Annotated in this window: 18 protein-coding genes; 12 read left to right on the top strand and 6 right to left on the bottom strand. The window is 40.2% G+C overall.

The window, feature by feature from the left end; genetic code table 11:
• Window positions 1–238: 238 nt before the first annotated feature.
• Together HCR01_RS22185 and HCR01_RS22180 are read left to right on the top strand one after the other, a co-directional pair.
• Complete coding sequence (locus HCR01_RS22185; protein WP_193198249.1) at window positions 239–1,105, top strand: hypothetical protein; 867 nt, start codon at window positions 239–241, stop codon at window positions 1,103–1,105.
• Between the two features lie 24 nt (window positions 1,106–1,129).
• A complete protein-coding gene (locus HCR01_RS22180) occupies window positions 1,130–1,474 on the top strand; it encodes a hypothetical protein (RefSeq protein WP_193198248.1) in 345 nt (114 codons plus the stop codon).
• Window positions 1,475–1,484: 10 nt separating this feature from the next.
• Here the strand turns inward: HCR01_RS22180 and HCR01_RS22175 are convergent, their stop codons facing one another.
• Both HCR01_RS22175 and HCR01_RS22170 read right to left on the bottom strand, forming a co-directional pair.
• Window positions 1,485–1,913 carry a hypothetical protein gene (locus HCR01_RS22175; protein WP_193198247.1) on the bottom strand — a complete coding sequence of 143 codons (429 nt, stop codon included), beginning with the start codon at window positions 1,911–1,913 and terminating at the stop codon, window positions 1,485–1,487.
• 39 nt (window positions 1,914–1,952) lie between these two features.
• Window positions 1,953–3,761 (bottom strand): ABC transporter ATP-binding protein, encoded by a 1,809-nt coding sequence (locus HCR01_RS22170; RefSeq protein WP_193198245.1) that lies wholly within the window; start codon window positions 3,759–3,761, stop codon window positions 1,953–1,955.
• Window positions 3,762–3,952: 191 nt separating this feature from the next.
• On the opposite strand from HCR01_RS22170, the gene HCR01_RS22165 reads away from it, so the two are divergent.
• The 3 genes from HCR01_RS22165 (at window position 3,953) to HCR01_RS22155 (ending at window position 7,303) form a co-directional block, all read left to right on the top strand.
• On the top strand, window positions 3,953–4,801 hold the full coding sequence (locus tag HCR01_RS22165; RefSeq protein WP_193198244.1) for a prohibitin family protein: 849 nt from the start codon (window positions 3,953–3,955) through the stop codon (window positions 4,799–4,801).
• Window positions 4,802–4,885: 84 nt separating this feature from the next.
• A complete protein-coding gene (locus tag HCR01_RS22160; protein ID WP_193198243.1) occupies window positions 4,886–5,302 on the top strand; it encodes a DUF1824 family protein in 417 nt (138 codons plus the stop codon).
• Window positions 5,303–5,374: 72 nt separating this feature from the next.
• The gene (locus tag HCR01_RS22155) at window positions 5,375–7,303 is read left to right on the top strand and encodes an ABC-F family ATP-binding cassette domain-containing protein (RefSeq protein ID WP_193198241.1); all 1,929 of its coding nucleotides are present in this window, start codon (window positions 5,375–5,377) and stop codon (window positions 7,301–7,303) included.
• A gap of 33 nt (window positions 7,304–7,336) precedes the next feature.
• On the opposite strand, the gene kdpC is transcribed toward HCR01_RS22155, so the two are convergent.
• Genes kdpC through kdpA form a run of 4 tightly spaced genes read right to left on the bottom strand, consistent with a single transcriptional unit; the run spans window position 7,337 to window position 12,043 of the window.
• Window positions 7,337–7,927: a K(+)-transporting ATPase subunit C gene (gene kdpC / locus HCR01_RS22150; RefSeq protein ID WP_193198240.1), complete on the bottom strand. Its 591-nt coding sequence runs from the start codon at window positions 7,925–7,927 to the stop codon at window positions 7,337–7,339.
• Window positions 7,928–8,170: a potassium-transporting ATPase subunit F gene (locus tag HCR01_RS22145; RefSeq protein ID WP_193198238.1), complete on the bottom strand. Its 243-nt coding sequence runs from the start codon at window positions 8,168–8,170 to the stop codon at window positions 7,928–7,930.
• Window positions 8,171–8,191: 21 nt separating this feature from the next.
• Complete coding sequence (gene kdpB / locus HCR01_RS22140; protein WP_193198236.1) at window positions 8,192–10,261, bottom strand: potassium-transporting ATPase subunit KdpB; 2,070 nt, start codon at window positions 10,259–10,261, stop codon at window positions 8,192–8,194.
• Between the two features lie 24 nt (window positions 10,262–10,285).
• Window positions 10,286–12,043 (bottom strand): potassium-transporting ATPase subunit KdpA, encoded by a 1,758-nt coding sequence (gene kdpA / locus HCR01_RS22135; protein WP_193198234.1) that lies wholly within the window; start codon window positions 12,041–12,043, stop codon window positions 10,286–10,288.
• A gap of 425 nt (window positions 12,044–12,468) precedes the next feature.
• Here kdpA and HCR01_RS22130 point away from each other — a divergent pair, with 425 nt between their 5' ends.
• The 7 genes from HCR01_RS22130 to HCR01_RS22100 all read left to right on the top strand — a co-directional run bounded on the left by HCR01_RS22130 (window position 12,469) and on the right by HCR01_RS22100 (window position 18,827).
• Window positions 12,469–13,572, top strand: a complete 1,104-nt coding sequence (locus HCR01_RS22130; RefSeq protein ID WP_193198309.1) for a sensor histidine kinase — start codon at window positions 12,469–12,471, stop codon at window positions 13,570–13,572.
• A 1-nt stretch (window position 13,573) separates the two neighbouring features.
• Window positions 13,574–14,260: a response regulator transcription factor gene (locus tag HCR01_RS22125; protein ID WP_193198232.1), complete on the top strand. Its 687-nt coding sequence runs from the start codon at window positions 13,574–13,576 to the stop codon at window positions 14,258–14,260.
• A gap of 431 nt (window positions 14,261–14,691) precedes the next feature.
• Window positions 14,692–15,087: a hypothetical protein gene (locus HCR01_RS22120; protein WP_193198230.1), complete on the top strand. Its 396-nt coding sequence runs from the start codon at window positions 14,692–14,694 to the stop codon at window positions 15,085–15,087.
• A 506-nt stretch (window positions 15,088–15,593) separates the two neighbouring features.
• Window positions 15,594–16,352 (top strand): ATP-binding cassette domain-containing protein, encoded by a 759-nt coding sequence (locus HCR01_RS22115; RefSeq protein WP_193198228.1) that lies wholly within the window; start codon window positions 15,594–15,596, stop codon window positions 16,350–16,352.
• The gene (locus HCR01_RS22110) at window positions 16,349–16,972 is read left to right on the top strand and encodes an ABC transporter permease (RefSeq protein ID WP_193198227.1); all 624 of its coding nucleotides are present in this window, start codon (window positions 16,349–16,351) and stop codon (window positions 16,970–16,972) included. The genes HCR01_RS22115 and HCR01_RS22110 overlap by 4 nt, the downstream gene beginning before the upstream one ends.
• A 7-nt stretch (window positions 16,973–16,979) precedes the next feature.
• Complete coding sequence (locus HCR01_RS22105; RefSeq protein WP_193198225.1) at window positions 16,980–17,918, top strand: glycine betaine ABC transporter substrate-binding protein; 939 nt, start codon at window positions 16,980–16,982, stop codon at window positions 17,916–17,918.
• A 168-nt stretch (window positions 17,919–18,086) separates the two neighbouring features.
• Complete coding sequence (locus HCR01_RS22100) at window positions 18,087–18,827, top strand: phytochelatin synthase family protein (RefSeq protein ID WP_193198223.1); 741 nt, start codon at window positions 18,087–18,089, stop codon at window positions 18,825–18,827.
• Window positions 18,828–18,884 lie beyond the last annotated feature (57 nt).

Raw genomic sequence — 18,884 nt, 5'->3', positions numbered from 1 at the left:
TTTTTATATTTTCAAACCTTTTTTCATAGTTGATAATTTTATCAATACTCAGATATATAAAAATTATTATGAGTTTTTATATTAGTTTTTGCATGAGTTTTAAAAGTATATTAACTATAAAATTCAAGATAATATTTTATTTACAGAAATAAATTGTTTTTAGGCAATTCATGTAATTTTGAAAAAATATATTGAGTTGACATAAATTAGTACTTCTTGAACTTTGATAGAGATATTTATGATGAAACAAGTTTACAAAATAGTTGCAATCTTTTCTGCGATCGCAGCATTAACAACTGGCTGTCAGTCTGCTGAAGAGTATAAAAAACTTGCTGATGCTGGTGATCAATATGCTAAAGCTGCTGACAAGGTATTCATAGAAGCTGGTGATATTAAAATTGATTTAACATCAGAGAATTTATTACGTAAAATAGTAACCAATACGCCTTTTGATCAGACTGCATACGACAATAATGCTAATGATGCCAAAGAAAGGCTGGAACTTATTAATGAACTTCGTAAACATAACCAACTTTTATTACAATACTTTTCTAAACTTTTAGATTTAGCTGAATCTGATGCTCCCGGTAGAACTAAAAAACAAATTGATAATATTGCAAACAACTTAGAAGATAGTGGTTTAACACTCGGTAGATTACATACTCCTATTAAAAAACTAATTTCAGAAGGGACGAAAATCCAACTTCGTGCTGAAATTCAAGGCGCACTCAGAGAAGAGTTAAATAAACGCCAAGAGACAATTTTTAAGGAAATAGCACTACAAGAAGAATTGCTAGATTTCCTGGGTAAATCCATGAAATCAGATCTTGACGAAATACAGCAGCTACAGGAATATCGTCTTGTTTTTTTACCTCTAAAAGAGACAGATCAAATAGGAAGTATAAATGAATGGATTGAGAATCGAAAGCAGATTCTCACAATGAAATATAGCAAGATAGAAGAAATCGAAAATGCAAATAAATTATTAGGAGATTTTAAAAATCTTTTTAGAGCTTCATTAACAGAAGAAGTTTCTTCTGAAGAAGTCAAAACTGTTTTGCAAGATGCTAATTCCTTTTTAACCCTAGTTTCAAACAAAAAATAACTATAAATTAAGAGTATACCTATTATGGTTACACAATCTGAAGATAGCAATGCAGAACTTAATAGATTAAGAGAAGTTCGCAAAGCGCTTAATAGTATCAGGATTCAGGAAGCACTTCGTCTAGAACCAGATCAAAATAAAAAAAGGGCTTTTGAAACAGTCCGAGATAAAATTGACCATTGCATTAATCAACTAGAGGGGGATGTTCTTACCGGATTTTTAATAAAACTACAGCAGAATGAATCTTCTTTCAAAAAAGGAATTAAAAACTTAGAAGAAAAAATAAACAACTTTGAGGATATCGCTAGACTCACTGAAGAAGTCAACGAATTTCTCAGCATAATTATTCCTTGGATACCATTTCTCTAAGTAATTTTAATCAGCTTTGTAACTGCTCATTCATACGCTGTTCCAGTAGTTCTAATAAGCTATCAACATCCTTACCTAATTGCTCAAAATAAGCGGGTGGTGATGGTTCTGGTGCAAACTGAATTAATTTGATTTCACCATTACCAATGCCAATCATCACAACTTCAATTTCTGGTTTATGATTCTCGACTATTCCCAAAATTTCCTGAAGCCGATTCTCAACCTGAGTATTTAACTTTTCTATTGCCTCTTTAGGACAATACACAAAATGCGGTGTTGGTTGCAAATCAATACCAATAGTACCCTGGCTATCACCATTCTCTAACCACAATCCCCAAAACAGCGCCGCCAATTCTGGCTGATTTGCTTTGACAAATTTATCTAACTGGCGACGCCACTTGTTATCTCCTGATTCCGGCTGTGTACTACCAAACATCATAAATAATTCGTAATTCAGATATCAAAGAATGGGTGATATTTATCTCAACCCACTCTGTACAAACCAAAGACTGGCGTAAGTACCATTTTTCTCTAGCAGTTGTTCATGGGTTCCAGACTCTACTAATTTCCCATGTTCCATGACATAAATGCAATCGGCGTTGCGGATAGTGGAAAGACGATGAGCGATCGCAATTGTAGTTCTATTTACGGTAATCCGTTCGAGCGATCGCTGGATTGCGGCTTCTGTTTCATTATCTACTGCTGAGGTAGCTTCATCTAAAATCAAAATGGGTGGATTCTTTAATACTGCGCGGGCGATCGCAATCCGTTGTCTTTGTCCACCAGATAACTTTTGTCCTCTTTCTCCCACAATTGTCTCATAACCTTGGGGCAGGTGCATAATAAATTCGTGCGCCTCAGCTACCTTAGCCGCCATGACAATTTCTTGAGCTGTGGCGTCAAAGCTACCATAAGCAATATTCTCTGCGACAGTGCCATGAAATAAGAACACATCCTGACTTACTAAGCCAATGCAGCGGCGTAAATCTTGCAAATTCAAATTTTGTAAGTCAATGCCATCCAGCGTAATGCTTCCCGTTTGCACTTCGTACAACCGTAACAAAAGTTTAACTAAAGTGCTTTTACCCGAACCAGTTGAACCGACAATTGCGATCGTTTTTCCTACTGGAATATCTAAAGACAGATTTTTAATTACTGGTAATCTATCTTTATAAGCAAAATAGACATTTTTAAATTCTACTTCACCACGCACTTCATCTACAGGCAATCCTATATTTCCTGGATGAATAGCGATGGGAGTATCCAACAAATCCATCACTCGATTAGTAGAAGCCATTGCTCGTTGATATTGGTCAAAGGTTTCGCCTAATCTGGTTAAAGGCCACAGTAAGCGCTGAATTAGAAATACTAATACACTGTAAGTGCCTACAGACATTTCTCCTGAAACAGCGGCCATCCCTCCATACAATAGTAAGGCAGTAAAACCTACCAGAATCAACATCCGAATTAAAGGTATAAAGGCAGCAGAAAGTTTAATTGCTTTGCCATTACTTTGGCGATAAGCTTCACTATCTACTTCTAAACGTGAGGCTTCATGAGATTCAGCAGTAAAACTTTTAATAGTAGTAATTCCGCTAATATTATTTGCCAAACGTGAATTGAGAAAGCCGACTTTTTCGCGGACATCAGCGTAGCGAGGTGCAAGCAAGCGTTGATAAGCTAACGAACCCCAGAGGATAAATGGCATCGGCGACATCGCCATCCACGCTACACTAGGAGCCAAAATAAAGAAAGCACCACCAATAATTACAACAGTTGTGGCAACTTGGATGATATCATTTGCCCCTACATCCAAAAACCGCTCTAATTGGTTAATATCATCACTGAGGATAGACATTAAACCGCCAGTGCTACGTTCTTCAAAATAAGCTAATTCTAAATCTTGCAAATGTTTGTATGCATCCAAACGCAAATCATGTTGAATATTCTGCGCCAAATTGCGCCAAAGTCGAGCGTAGGCATACTCAAAAATTGATTCTAGTATCCAAACAATAACAGTGAGGAAAGAAAGAATCAAAAATTGCTGAAAGACATCTTTCACCCCTAACTGTGCAATGATGGAATCCTGCTGCTTTACTACTACATCCACCGCAATCCCAATTAATCCAGGTGGTGCTAAGTCAAAAAGTTTATTCAGGATAGAATAAGTAGTTGCTAGCCAAATTTGTTTACGATACTGGTGTCCATACTCAAGTAGGCGCTGGAGGGGATGTACTGAATGTTTACGCCTTCTTGGTACTCGATGAGATTTAAATACTGTAGCCACGGCTTTTTGCAGTTGCGTGTGAATGATATTACCACGGAACAAAGTCTTGAGCCTAAAAGATTGAAGACTTGATTCAGACTTACTAATTTTACTTAAGTCTAAGCAAAACTTTTGACTATTTACTACCTTCAGATTTGCCCGTACTATTTTACACAAGAATTCAGACTCAGGACTCACATGGAGATAATAACTTGAAAGATCAGCAATTAGGAAATTGGCAAACCACAGTTCTCGGAATTGTGTTGGCAATACTGGTAATTATTGGACTAAATGCCTTTATTATCATTAATCCAGGACAAGCAGGAGTAATCAGCATCTTGGGTAAAGCTAGAGATGGTGCTTTATTGGAAGGTATCCACCTGAAACCACCTTTTATCTCAGTGATAGATGTGTATGATTTGACTGTACAAAAGTTTGAAGTACCAGCAGAAAGTTCTACTAAAGATCTACAAAATTTATCTGCAAGGTTTGCAATTAATTTTCGCCTTGATCCCACACAAGTAGTTCAAGTAAGAAGAAAACAAGGAACCTTGGAAAATATTGTATCAAAAATCATTGCACCTCAGACACAAGAAGCATTTAAAATTGCAGCTGCTAGAAGAACAGTAGAAGAAGCAATTACCAAAAGAAGTGAATTGAAGGAAGACTTTGATAATGCGTTAGGCGATCGCTTAGACAAATATGGAATAATAGTGTTAGATACTAGCGTAGTTGACTTGACGTTCTCACCGGAATTTGCTAGAGCAGTTGAAGAAAAACAAATTGCTGAACAACGAGCACAAAGAGCCGTTTATGTGGCGCGGGAAGCTGAACAAGAAGCTCAAGCAGAAGTTAATCGCGCTAAGGGTAAAGCAGAAGCTCAAAGACTATTAGCAGAGACTCTCAAAGCCCAAGGAGGACAGTTAGTTCTGCAAAAAGAAGCAATCGAAGCTTGGAAGACTGGCGGCGCTCAGATGCCAAAAGTTCTCGTTATGGGTGCTGACTCGAAAGGCAGTGTTCCTTTCATTTTCAACCTAGGGAATGTTTCAAATCAACCTTAATTCGAGTAAATAATAATATTAGTAAGTTGGGTATAGCCCAACTTAGACACAAAAGAAACATCATCCAGGGAATAATCCAAGTTTATGTCAACCCATAATGATCACACTCTCACCGCTGAAGAAGCGAAAAAAATTCTGAACAAATTCAACTGTCTAGACATTGCGCCTGTTCTCAAGCCATTAGAAAAAGCTATAACTCGTAATGCTTTAATTTTACTTAGCAGCCTTTCTGATTATCAAATTTTAGGAATTTGTGCTGATACAGCAGAGGAAGGAATTTTGGCTATGAAAACCTATTCTCTGGCTTTTGGTTATGAAGCACCCAACAATCTACCTACATCTGAAGGGCCAGTTTATATAAAATTAAATGGCAAAAATGGCTTGTGCTATCTAGATTCCTATCTCGGACATCATCGAGGCGTACTTGTATCTTGCCAATCTTACGAAGAAGGAGGAGTCAACGAAATGTATGGACACTTACCTTTGGATTTATTTGTATAGAATTTGGCAAATGTAGGTAGGGCGTATGTCTTGCCTACCGAACTAATAACTAATAAAAAATTACTAAATCTTATGAGTATTATTACACTACAATCAGTCAAAAAAGACTTTGGCATCAAAGAAATTCTCATAGATGCTAGCTTTAGCCTTGATGCTACCGATAAAGTTGGTTTAATTGGTACTAACGGTTCTGGTAAATCAACATTATTAAAGATGATAGCAGGGCTAGAACCAATTGATAGTGGTCAAATTTTAGTCAACTCTGGTTCTAAAATCATCTATTTACCCCAACAACCAGATTTGGATGAAAATCACACAGTTTTAGAGCAAGTTTTTGCTGACAGTGGCGAACACATGGCTTTGGTGCGTGAGTACGAAGAAATTTCAGATAAACTAGCTCATTATCCAGATGACAGTCAGCTAATGTCTCGCCTTTCTGAGGTGATGCAACGTATGGATGCAAGCGGCGCTTGGGAACTAGAAACCAACGCCAAAATCATCCTTACGAAATTAGGAATCTCTGACTTTGACGCCAAAATAGGTACTTTGTCTGGAGGCTATCGCAAGCGCATCGCTTTAGCATCAGCACTGCTATCAGAACCCGATGTTTTACTCATGGATGAGCCTACAAACCATCTTGATGCTCTTTCTGTGGAATGGTTACAAAGTTATTTGAACCGTTATCGTGGTGCACTTTTTCTGATAACTCACGATCGCTACTTTTTGGATCGTGTCACCAATCGTATCGTTGAAATTGACCGAGGCGACATTTATACTTACACAGGTAATTATTCATATTACCTCGAAAAGAAAGCTTTAGCTGAAGAATCTGCCGTCAGTAGTCAACGCAAACATCAAGGCGTGTTGCGGCGCGAGTTGGAATGGCTCAAAAAAGGGCCGAAAGCCAGGAGTACTAAGCAAAAAGCGAGAATTGACCGCGCTCACGCTCTGCGAGACACTGAGTTTAAGCAAGTTCAGGGTAAAGTTGATATTTCTACAGTTGGTCGTCGTATAGGCAAAAAAGTTATTGAACTAAATCAAGTTTCTAAAGCTTACGATGGGCGCACTCTAATTAATAATTTTACCTACGAATTTAGTCCAGAAGACCGCATTGGCATTATCGGCGGTAACGGTGCAGGTAAATCCACATTAATGGATATGATTACCGGGCGGGTTCAGCCTGATTCTGGCAGTGTAGAAATTGGTGGTACAGTTCATATCGGTTATTTTGACCAGCATTCTGAAGAATTACTGACAGCATTGAACGAAGATCAGCGCGTGATTGACTATATCAAAGAAGAAGGAGAATTTGTCAAAATAACTGACGGTACTCAAATTACTGCTTCTCAAATGCTGGAGCGGTTTCTGTTTCCGGGAAACCAGCAATATGCACCAATTCATAAACTTTCTGGTGGAGAAAAACGCCGTTTATTTCTATTGCGGGTTCTCATGAGTGCGCCCAATGTTTTGATTTTAGATGAACCAACAAATGATTTAGATGTGCAGACGTTGGCAGTTTTAGAGGACTATTTAGAAGATTTTGCAGGGTGTGTAATTGCAGTTTCTCACGATCGCTACTTTCTCGACCGCACTATAGACACAATCTTTTCCTTTGAAGAGGGCGGTAATCTCCGGCAATATCCAGGTAATTACTCAGTTTATCTGGACTATAAAAAAGCCGAAGAAGCACAGCAACAAGCTGCTAATACAAAGGATAAGCAAAAAAATGTAGAAGTTCAGAAAGCTGCATCTGTGCCTAAAGAAGTAGAGAATAAAAAGCGGCGCGGGCTATCAAATTGGGAAAAAAAAGAATGGGTGCAGTTGGAAGGTAAAATTGCTCAGTTAGAAGCTGAGAAAACAGAAACCGAGAAAACCCTAGCAAACGTTTCTCCGGGAAATTATAGCCAAGTGCAAAAACTCTATGAACAGGTAGAATCGCTCAAGCAAGCAATCGATGTGGCGACTGAGCGCTGGTTAGAATTAGCTGAGATAGAGTCTTAAAATCTTCAGATTTACTAATCCAAACTTGGAAAGCTAAAGGTTGGATTGCAAAACGTCTAATGCCAAATTCAGCTTCAGGACGTTGACTCCAGGTTCGCCAAAAATACCCAGGAATCTGCCATCAGTGTTTTCATTTATCAGCTTTTGAATTTGGTTTGGATCAATACGGCGAGAGGTAGCAACACGCTGAGCCTGTGCTTGGGCTGCTTCAGGGCTGATATGTGGATCTAGACCAGAGCCAGAGGCATAAACTAAATCAGCGGTAGGTTGAATATTAGCTTGTTTGAGCCGTGTTACTTCTCCTTGAATGCGTTTGAGGAGTTCAGGATTGCTAGGTGCTAGGTTGCTGGCTCCTGAAGTTCCTGTGGTGGCAACTTCAGGTTTAGTACTATAGTCAATGCTGCTAGGACGACTCCAGAAATAGCGATCGCTCCTAAACGGTTGACCAATCAATGCCGAACCAACGACTGTTCCTTGAGAATTGGTAAGTAAGCTACCGTTTGCCTGAAAGGAAAACGCTATCTGTCCAGACAGCAGCATAAACAGGGGATACAGTAATGCTGTTAGCACCCACAGAGCAACAGTAGAACGAATAGCTTTATTGATTTGGCGTAGCTGACTCATTTAAAATTTCTCCGGTTGAAAAATCACAACAAATAAATAAACGCATAGGCTGAGGGTGACAAGTCCTAAAAGCGCAATGGCATAAGATGCAGAGCGTGATAGTTCGACCGGAGTCGCTGCCTGTACTGCTGGTGCTAGCAGCACGTTAAAGCACAAAAGCAAAAATAGATTTAGCGGAATGCGATTTCGTTTGCAAGTTACGAAGGTAAATACTTCAGAAAAATTGTGTGGTAAATATTCCATAGTTCAAAATCCAAAATCGTATTATGCTAAACCAACCGCAGTAATCAGCACATCAATCACTTTGACGGCAATGAAGGGAGCAATAACGCCACCGAGTCCATAAATGAAAATATTGCGTTGTAAAAGTTGATCAGCTGTTAACGGTCGAAACTTGATACCAGTTAGCGCTAAGGGAATAAGCGCCGGAATAATCAAGGCATTGTAAATCAGTGCTGACAATACCGCAGATTGAGGGCTTGCCAAACCCATAATATTGAGACTGCCAACACCAATTCCCGCGAAGATAGCGGGAATGATAGCGAAATACTTGGCGACATCGTTAGCAATTGAAAAGGTAGTAAGTGCGCCACGAGTAATCAGTAATTGCTTACCAATAGTGACGATATCAATTAATTTGGTGGGGTCAGAATCCAGGTCTACCATATTAGCAGCTTCTTTTGCCGCTTGCGTGCCAGAATTCATTGCCACTCCGACATTTGCCTGAGCCAAAGCTGGAGCATCGTTAGTACCATCTCCAGTCATCGCAACTAACTTGCCTTGTCCTTGTTCAGAACGAATCACCTCAATTTTGTCTTCTGGAGTAGCTTCAGCAATAAAGTCATCGACTCCAGCTTCTTGAGCAATCACAGATGCAGTTATGCGGTTATCTCCGGTAAGCATAACGGTTTTGATCCCCATACGCCGCATTTGATCAAACCGTTCTCGGATACCTGGTTTAATGATGTCTTTAAGATAAATCACACCATAGATTTCGTCGTTTTGACATATAGCTAATGGAGTTCCGCCCAATCTGGAAATTCGCTCGTAGGCTGCATCAAGTTCGGGAGTTAATTTTCCATTTCGGGAGCGGACAAATCCTTTAATTGCATCTACAGCACCCTTGCGAATTTGGATGCCATTAGGTAAGTCAGTGCCGCTCATGCGAGTTTTGGCAGAAAATTCGATACCTTCTGCTTGTTTCGGGTCGAAATCTAATGTTGCTCCTAATTTCTCTGCAAGTTTGATGATAGATTTTCCTTCTGGTGTTTCATCAAACACACTAGATGCCAGCGCCACTTTCGCCACATCATCTAGGGAATGACCATTAACAGGAATAAATTCTTCTGCCAAACGGTTCCCTAAAGTAATTGTGCCTGTTTTATCTAATACCAACGTATTAATATCCCCGCAAACTTCTACCGCGCGCCCGGAAGTAGCAATCACGTTAAACTGGGCGACTCTATCCATGCCAGCAATCCCGATCGCACTTAATAATCCCCCAATTGTGGTCGGAATCAGCGCCACCAACAAGGCTATCAACATGGCAATACTTACTGGTGATTTAACGTAGACTGAAACCGTAGGCAGAGTTGCAATCACCACTAAAAATACTTGAGTAAGGACTGCTAGCAAGACCGTCAAAGCGATTTCATTAGGAGTTTTACTGCGGGAAGCCCCTTCTACTAGAGATATCATCCGGTCAATAAAGCCTTTGCCAGGGTCAGCCGTAACGCGAATTACCAACTCATCAGAGGTGATGCGCGTTCCCCCAGTAACGGAACTGGCAATGTCTGACCCTGGTTCTTTCAATACTGGTGCAGATTCCCCAGTGATGGCAGATTCATCCACGGAAGCCACCCCCGCAATTACCTCGCCATCGGCGGGGATGATGTCGCCTGAAATTACTTTGATTTGGTCGCCGCGACGTAAGGCTGTAGAGCTAATTTCTTGGATAGAGCCATCGGGGAGAAGTTTACGTGCGGTGACATCGGATTTTGTCGCTCTTAAAGCATCTGCCTGAGCTTTGCCCCGTCCTTCGGCGATCGCTTCGGCAAAGTTAGCAAACACAACGGTAAAGAACAAAATTAAAGTAATCAGCCCATTAAACAGTCGTGGGTTATCTCCGGGAATGTTGCCAAACAGGTTAGGGGCGATCGTTACCAGCGCTGTGATAATTGTGCCTACCCATACCAAAAACATCACTGGATTCTTAAGCATATTGCGCGGATGTAGCTTGACAAATGCTTGCCGAAAAGCCCTAGAGTAGAGTCCAGTATTTTTGACTTTGGGCGTATGTTTGCGTTCTTGTCGAAGTTTAGTTGATGATTCCATTTTGAATGAGCAAATTTGAATTGTTTATCCGCCTCTGGCAATTTGAAATGCTTCTGCCAGAGGGCCTAAAACTAATACGGGGAAGAAGGTAAGAGCACCAAGAATTAAAATCACGCCCCCTGTAACTCCGGTGAAAAGTCTGGTATCGGTTCTCAAAGTACCAGAGGTCATAGGAACGGCTTGCTTGCGGGACATACTATCTGCTAGCAGCAGCAGGGCGATGATGGGGATATAACGTCCTGCTAAAATGCTGACACTGGCGCTGAGGTTCCACCAGAGGGTGTTATCTCCTAACCCTTCAAAGCCAGAACCGTTGTTAGCTGCTGCGGAAGCATATTCGTACACCACCTGCGAAACGCCGTGGAAACCTGGGTTACTAATGCCTGACAGAGTATCAGGAAAGCCAAAGACGATCGCCCAAGGGATGAGAATGGCAAAGGGGTGAACTAACAAGATGACGCTGGCAAGGACGATTTCTTTTTTCTCGATTTTGCGTCCTAAAAATTCCGGGGTTCGTCCCACCATTAAACCAGTGAGGAACACCGCCAAAATCAAGTAGATAAATAAGTACGCCGTGCCAGTTCCCTGGCCTCCCCAGATGATTTGCAAGAACATATTAAATAGAGTGGCAAACCCACCTGGCGGCATTAAGGAATCGTGCATCCCATTTACAGCACCACACATTGTTGCTGTAGTCATTACCGCCCAAAGTGCTGTTTGCGCCCAACCAAATCGAACTTCTTTTCCTTCTAAGTTGGGTTGCTGTCCTCCCAACAGGGGATTAACAAGAGGATTTCCTTGAAACTCACCTACTGCTGCAATACCTACTAAAAAGGCAAAGATCACAAACACCATCCAAAACACTAACCATGCCTGTTTGCGGTTGTTGGCAAATAAACCGTAGGTATAAATCAACGCTGAGGGGATGGAAATCATTGCCCAAGTCTCTAGCAAGTTAGAGAAACCATTGGGATTTTCAAAGGGATGGGCAGAGTTGATGCCAAAGAAACCGCCGCCGTTCTCTCCAATTTGTTTAATAATCTCGAAGTGGGCAACTGGGCCACGGGCAATTACCTGAGTCGCCCCCTCTAAGGTGGCTGCTGTTGCTGGGCCTGCCAAGGTTTCTGGTACACCTGCCAAGATTAACAACAAGCCCCCAATGATGGACATGGGTAGTAATATTCGTGTAATTGACCTTGTGAGGTCAGTGTAAAAGTTGCCCAAAGGTCTGCCAGTTAAACCGCGAATGAAGGCGATACCAACAGATAAACCCGTTGCAGCAGAAGTGAACATCAGAAAACCAAGCGCAAAAGTTTGACTGGCATAGCTAAGAGTTGTCTCACCAGAGTAGTGCTGCTGATCTGTATTGGTGAGAAAAGAAAGAGTGGTGTGCAGTGCTAAATCCCAACTTGGCGCACCTAGCCTTGTGGGATTGAGTGGTAGCCATCCTTGAGTTATGAGGATGAGGTAAACCAAAATCCCCATGACGAGATTGCTATACAGCACAGCTTTAGCATATTGCCACCCAGTCATTTCATCTGGCGATGGGCTACGCCCCAACCTAGGCGATTCTCCTACGGAGACGCTACGCGATGGGCTTCGCCCCGCCTTTGGTGATCGCACCACACTAAAGCTATAAATGACTCGTTCTATCGGAGTTATCACCGGGTCGAGTAACGTCCTCTCTCCCATAAAAACGTTAGCCATATATCTTCCGAACAAGGGAGTAGTTACTATGACGATGAGTAACGTTAGAACAATTTGAATCCATCCTTGTAACATGAATTTAGAAATCCCAAGACATTATTTTCTAACTTTTGATTAAACACTCTTTGGGCGAACAGCGAACTGGATGCGTTTTGTTAAAGGAAATTTTGAGCGTAGTAACTAAGTGACATAATTGCATTTTTACGTTTATCCCAGAAAATAAGGTTCTCTAATTAATTTCAATTTATATCATTAGTTAATTTGACAATTAAAACAAGTGTTATGAGGATATAAAATAAAGTTTATTTGTTTATGCATGACGTTTATTTCTATATAGATAAGTGTTTAAGGTGTTTAGCTAGCTTCTATATATGTTTATATTTTTGGATAAACTATATTTAACCAAATTAATAATAGGCTAGGTAAAATTAGATAAATATATAAAAGAAAGTTTGAGTTTTTTAGTTAATATATAATGCATAAAAATAACCATTTTATAAATAGTGTCTTTGAAAGCTAAATTACCTAATAAAAAATCGCCTTTGGGCAAATCTTTGCTCATTGCTAGTCTGTTTATAGTTGTTTTGACTGTAGAGTTTTCTACGCCAAATGAATACGTGTTTGGGTATCTCTACACGGGGCCAATTTTATTGGCAAATTTTTGGCTGGGGCGGCTTGCCACCTTTCAAGCTACACTCGTGGCTGTGTGCTTAACGATGCTGAATCTTGTAGTACCAGGAGGTGAAGTGATCAAGGCTTCCATAGTTGCAAGTAGAGCGATCGCAGCGATGGCATTGATTGTAACAGGGTTTTTGAGCGATCGCATTCGGTGCTCACAAGAAGCGATCGCCCTGACTAAGGCAAAGTTAGAAGCACAAGAAGAATTAGTCAGATTGCGAGAAGATTTTGCTTCCACACTTACTCACGATCTGAAAACACCGCTACTGGGAGCAATTGAAGCTCTTAAGGCCTTTCAACAAGAAAAATTTGGTGCAGTCTTACCAGCACAGCAGAAAGTTTTAGCAACGATGGCACGTAGCCATGAGACTTCCCTACAACTCCTAGAAACGTTGTTGGATGTCTATCGTAATGATACTGAAGGCTTAAAGCTTGATTTAGTACCTGTAGATTTAGTTGTTTTGGCTGAGGAAACAGCTAGTACCCTCACTGAATTAGCTGCAAATCGTCGGGTTTATTTCTCGTTTAGTTATGGTGACTCTGATTGGCGGCGAACGCTATGGGTTAAGGGTGATGTCCTACAACTAAAACGAGTTTTTATCAATCTTCTGGTGAATGCTATTAACCATTCCCGGCGTAGTGATCATGTTGAAATCGTCTTAACAGGCCAAACGTCCTATCAAGTTGTCAAAATTTTAGATACGGGTGCGGGTATCCAGCCTGAAGAGTTCCCCTACTTATTTGAGCGATTTTACCAGGGAAGTAGCGACCGCCAAGGCAAAGGCTCTGGGTTAGGGCTTTACCTATCTCGCCAAATTATTGAAGCGCATGGCGGTATAATCTGGGCAGAGAACAGAGTACCCAGTGGTGCTATCTTTGCTTTTAAGCTTCCCGTTTATCCATTTCAATCCTCTCTAACTTTGTGAGATGCCCCTTACCCCAATCAAAATTCTCCTAGTTGAGGATGATGAACTCTTCCGGTTAGGCTTGCGTGTGCGGTTGCAACAAGAGACTGGGTTAGAGATTATGGCTGAGGCTGAAGATGGTGAAACAGCTATTGAGTTAGTCAATCATACCCCTGTTGATTTAGTACTGTTAGATGTCGGATTGCCAGGAATTGGAGGAATTGAGGCGTGTAAACAAATCAAGCAGCAAAATCCTCGTCTACCAATCTTAGTTTTAACTTCCCATTCTCAAAAATCTCTGATTGCACGTTTGATTGAGGCAGGCGCTCAAGGCTATTGCCTTAAAGGAATTGCTGCTGAAAAATTGGTTTTGGCACTCCGTTCTGTTGCTGCTGGTGCATCGTGGTGGGATGAAACCGCAACCAATGAAATTCGCTCTGCTTTTGCGTCTACTCCGTCTCAGTCTCAGATGACAAACCTTTTAACACCTGCAAATCCTCTAACCCACCGCGAACAGGAAATCTTATCGCTGTTGGCAGCAGGAAAAACTAATCAAGAAATTGCTCTTGCACTCTACATTACACCTGGAACAGTCAGGGTGCATGTTCATACCATTTTACATAAGCTAGAAGTAGGCGATCGCCAGACTGCTGTTGTTGTTGCTTTACAGAAACGGTTGATTAAAAGCGACTTAATTGCAGAAGAGTAGTAATCTCAAAACTCTTTCTAAACTTCTTGCATAACAAAAGAAGTGGAAATTAAACGATATTTATCCTTAACATCGCAATATTCATAAGCAATATCGCAATATTCATTATCAACATTACAATTTTAATTATCGATATCGCGATATTCATAAGCAATATTGCAATATTCATTATCAACATTACAATTTTAATTATCGATATCGCGATATTCATGCTTAACCTTGCGGTTTTCGTTACTAACATGAAAGCGATGTCTACAACGAGCTACGCTTATGCGAATAAAATCAAGTACAAAATACCGCTTAAGAGAAATTACCCAGACATATTGAATAAGTTTGTTTTATACAATACATTTATTCACTAATTCTACTACACCGGAAAACAGCTTTATTAGGTCAAAATAGTTCTTAATCGTCCTTTAAGGAATATATTTATGACCCGTCAGAAACGCACATCCCGTGTTCTAGAAAAAGCTGAATTTAGATCTGCTGGACTAAAAGCAATTGATCCAAATATGAATTTTGATGATAATTGCAATTTGCAAAACCTGACTCAATCAATTGAGCAGTTACGCACTATGCTTGATGCTTATAACGCTGCTCTTGCTGTGGTTGACTCTTCCAAAACTAAGATTGATGAGATAGAAAAAAACTTAAGCAATCTTTCAGACAAATTGCTGAGGGGAGTTGCTTTTAAGTACGGCAGAAACAGCAGCGAATATGAGATAGCGGGCGGTATTCGTGACAGCGAACGTGTACGCAAAAGCAGATTAACTCGCTTGAAAGCTGGTGCAGGACAAGCATCAGAGGAAAATGGTAAAACTGCATAGAAAGTAGGGGAAGCAGGCTCCGGTGTACACACAAATCCTGGCACAGTGTATCTGTCCCGCTTCGGAATTTATTCCGAGTCTCATAACGCAAGTCATCTAAAGAGGACTCAATAAAAAATTCAATCCAGTCCACTTGAGTGGACTTTTGTTATTAGCCTAGAACTTAAGTTCTGGAGCATCGATTCAGTAATCGCAAAAACCCGATTTCTTTTCGGTAAAACGACCAATTCTCATTGACTGTAGAGACGTTGCAATGCAACGTCTCTACGAAATAATCGGTTTTTCTCGCCCCTATCTTGAATACTGAATCGGTGTTCTAGGCAGGATCAGGGTTCAGCGTGAAAATTTTTGACTTGTGTGTACACTGCTGCAATGTCTTCTCTTTTACACGCTGCGGAATTTTAGCTTGTAAGCTAATTGGGAAAGGCAAATCGGGTGTTCGCTAGCAAAATTAGCACATAATTACATATAACCAGTAACCAGCTAGCGTCCACCAAAAGCCACTCATGCCGCAAAGTAACCAAATTGCTGTTGAATTCCGAGATGTCACGTTTAGCCGCAATCATCGCCCCTTAGTATCAAATCTCAATTTCACCATTCGTCAAGGAGAAGCACTAGTATTACTCGGACGCAGTGGTAGCGGCAAAACTACAACAATGAAGTTAATTAATCGTCTGTTTACACCCACACAAGGCGAAGTTTTATTTGATGGTGTTCCTACAACTCAATGGAACGAAATTAAATTGCGGCGAAAAATTGGTTATGTAATTCAAGAAACTGGTTTATTTCCCCATTTTAGTGTTGAACGGAATGTAGGTTTAGTCCCCGCGTTAGAAGGTTGGCAACCTAAACAAATTAAAACGCGGGTTTATGAATTGTTGCAATTGGTAGGCTTAGAACCAGCACAATTTGCCCAGCGTTACCCTCATGAACTTTCAGGAGGGCAAAAGCAAAGAGTCGGTGTCGCCAGGGCTTTAGCCGCAGACCCACCAGTATTATTGATGGATGAACCCTTTGGCGCACTCGATCCGATTACACGCCTAGAACTGCAACAAGAGTTTCGGCGTCTGCAACAGGAATTAGGCAAGACAGTTGTTTTTGTCACCCACGATATTCAAGAAGCCTTTGTTTTGGCATCGAGAATTGGTTTAATGTATGGGGGAGAATTGGTAGTATTGGGGACAACAGATGAATTTATGCGATCGCAACATCCAGAAAGCCTAGCCTTTCTTCAATGTCTGCGTTCCCTGAAAGATACTTTATGAAAGATTTCTTCCTAGTCAAGTATGCTCCAGAAATCCTTCAGCATACTCTAGAACATTTATTTTTGGTGGGTATTGCTATCAGTATTGCCATATCTGTAGGCATTCCACTAGGTATTTTGATTACCCGCAAAACCTACCTCCGCCAACCAATTCTTGGGATAGCAAATGTTTTGCAAACTATCCCCAGTTTAGCACTGTTTGGCTTACTCATCCCCATTGCCGGAATTGGTGTAGTACCAGCGATTGTTGCCTTAACTTTATATTCTTTTTTACCAATAATTCGCAACACTTACACAGGTATCACTAGTGTAGATCCAGCTATTCGAGAAGCTGGTAAAGGCATGGGAATGACAGATATACAATTATTGTTGCAAGTTGAGATTCCCTTGGCAATGGGAGTGATTTTAGCAGGGGTACGAGTAGCAACTGTAATTGCCATTGGCATTGCAACTATTGCAGCTGCAATTGGTGCTGGTGGTTTGGGAGTGTTTATTTTTCGCGGTATATCAGTAGTAAATGATCAGTTAATTTTAGCTGGAGCGTTTCCGGCGGCGGTAATTGCCTTACTGGCTGACTTAATAATTGGATGGATAGAGAATAAATTAAAAGTTAAAAATTAAGCAAGTCATGAAAAGATTTTTGGCATTTTGCTTTTTAAGTTTTGCTTTGTTACTGCTAATCGCTAGTTGTAAACCTAATTTAAGTAGTAGTAGCAGTGGTGGTAATATTATCGTTGCTTCCAAAGATTTTACTGAACAAGATATTTTAGGAGAACTCTTAGCACAGCAAATCGAAGCGACAACTAATTTAAAAGTAGATCGTCGTCCTCGCTTGGGTGGTTCTTTTATTTGTCATAGTGCAATTACTTCCGGTAAAATTGATGCATATATTGAATATACAGGCACAGCTTTTAATGGGATTTTAAAACAAAAAGGAGTTAGTGATCCCAGAGAAGTTTATGAGAAGTTAAAACAAGCTTATGCCCAGCAATTCAATTTGGAAGTAATGCCATCTTTGGGTTTTGAAAACACTTTTGCGATGATTATTCGCGGTGAAGATGCTAAGCGTTACAACATTCAAACTCTCTCCCAAGTTAGTCAATATACACCGCAGTGGCGTGGCGGTTTTGGCTATGAATTTTTGGAGCGAGAAGATGGTTTTCCGGGATTAGCTAAAACTTATGACTTACGTTTTGCCAAACCACCCCAAATTATGGACTTGGGTTTAGTATATCGTGCTCTGGTTCAAAAACAGGTAGATATGGTGGCGGGTAGTTCTACAGATGGTCAGATTTCTCGCTTGGGTGTAGTGGTCTTAAAAGATGATAAACAGTATTTTCCTCCTTATGAAGCTGCACCAATTGTCCGTCAAGAAACTTTACAGAAATATCCAGAATTGAGAAAGGTGATCGCTCAACTTGCTGGTAAAATCTCAGCAGATGAAATGCGACAATTAAATAATTTAGTTGAGGGTGAATTACGCAATATTAAAGATGTTGTTCAGGAGTTCCGCAAATTAAAAGGATTAGATTCTTTCAAAAAGACTAAAAAATCTCTTTCTGCTTAGCATGGTCGTTTCAATCCGGTTCGCATAAACGCTTTTCACTTTTCGAGGAATCTGGGAAAAGGTTAAGGGGTAAAGGGTAAAGGATGTATTTAAAACATGAGTTACTTTTCCCTTTAACTCAACTGTATTGATACTGGTATGATATGAATTTATTTAATTGATTTAGTTATGAATAACACTTTCTTAAAAACTACCAAAACATTACTTCAAGCTTCGATTATTGGGCTGTGTATTTCTAGTGGGACTGTTTTATCTCAAACATTATCTCTTTCGCCTAATTTGATTGGTTTTAATTCCGATGAGGGAGAAAATTTATTAGTTGACAGTAAATCAAGAGAAGATTTTTTTCCACTGAGTATGCAGTTTATTACCCAAAACAATCAGACATATTGTGGTGTTGCTAGTATTGTTATGGTGCTGAATGGCTTGCAAATTCCTGCACCGGAAGCACCACAATATAAGCCTTATCGAGTATTCACTCAAGAGAACTTTTTTAATAATGAAGCTACAAAAAAAGTGCTAACTCCTGAAGTTGTTTCTCGTCAAGGGATGACTCTAGAGCAATTGGGAGGATTATTAACTAGCTACGGTGTTAAGGTTAATGTTTACCACGCAGCTAACACTAATTTAGAACAGTTTCGTAAATTAGCAGCAGAGAATTTAAAACAACCGAAAAACTTTGTTTTAATTAACTATTTACGTAAAGAAATTGGTCAAGAAAGAGGCGGGCATATCTCCCCATTAGCAGCATATAATGAGCAGACAGATAGATTTTTAATTATGGATGTTTCTCGTTACAAATATCCGCCAGTTTGGGTAAAGACAACCGATCTATGGAAGGCAATGGCAACCACTGATTCTGTTTCAGGTAAAACACGCGGTTTTGTATTTGTGAGTAAAGGATTTTAATATAGCGTTTCTTAATCTGTTGAGGTACGAATTTATCTAGCTTGAAAAGTTTTGATA

Origin of the sequence: Nostoc sp. MG11 (genome assembly GCF_014904695.1) — a bacterium.
Lineage (GTDB): Bacteria > Cyanobacteriota > Cyanobacteriia > Cyanobacteriales > Nostocaceae > Komarekiella.
This window is presented reverse-complemented; position numbering and strand designations above follow the sequence as displayed.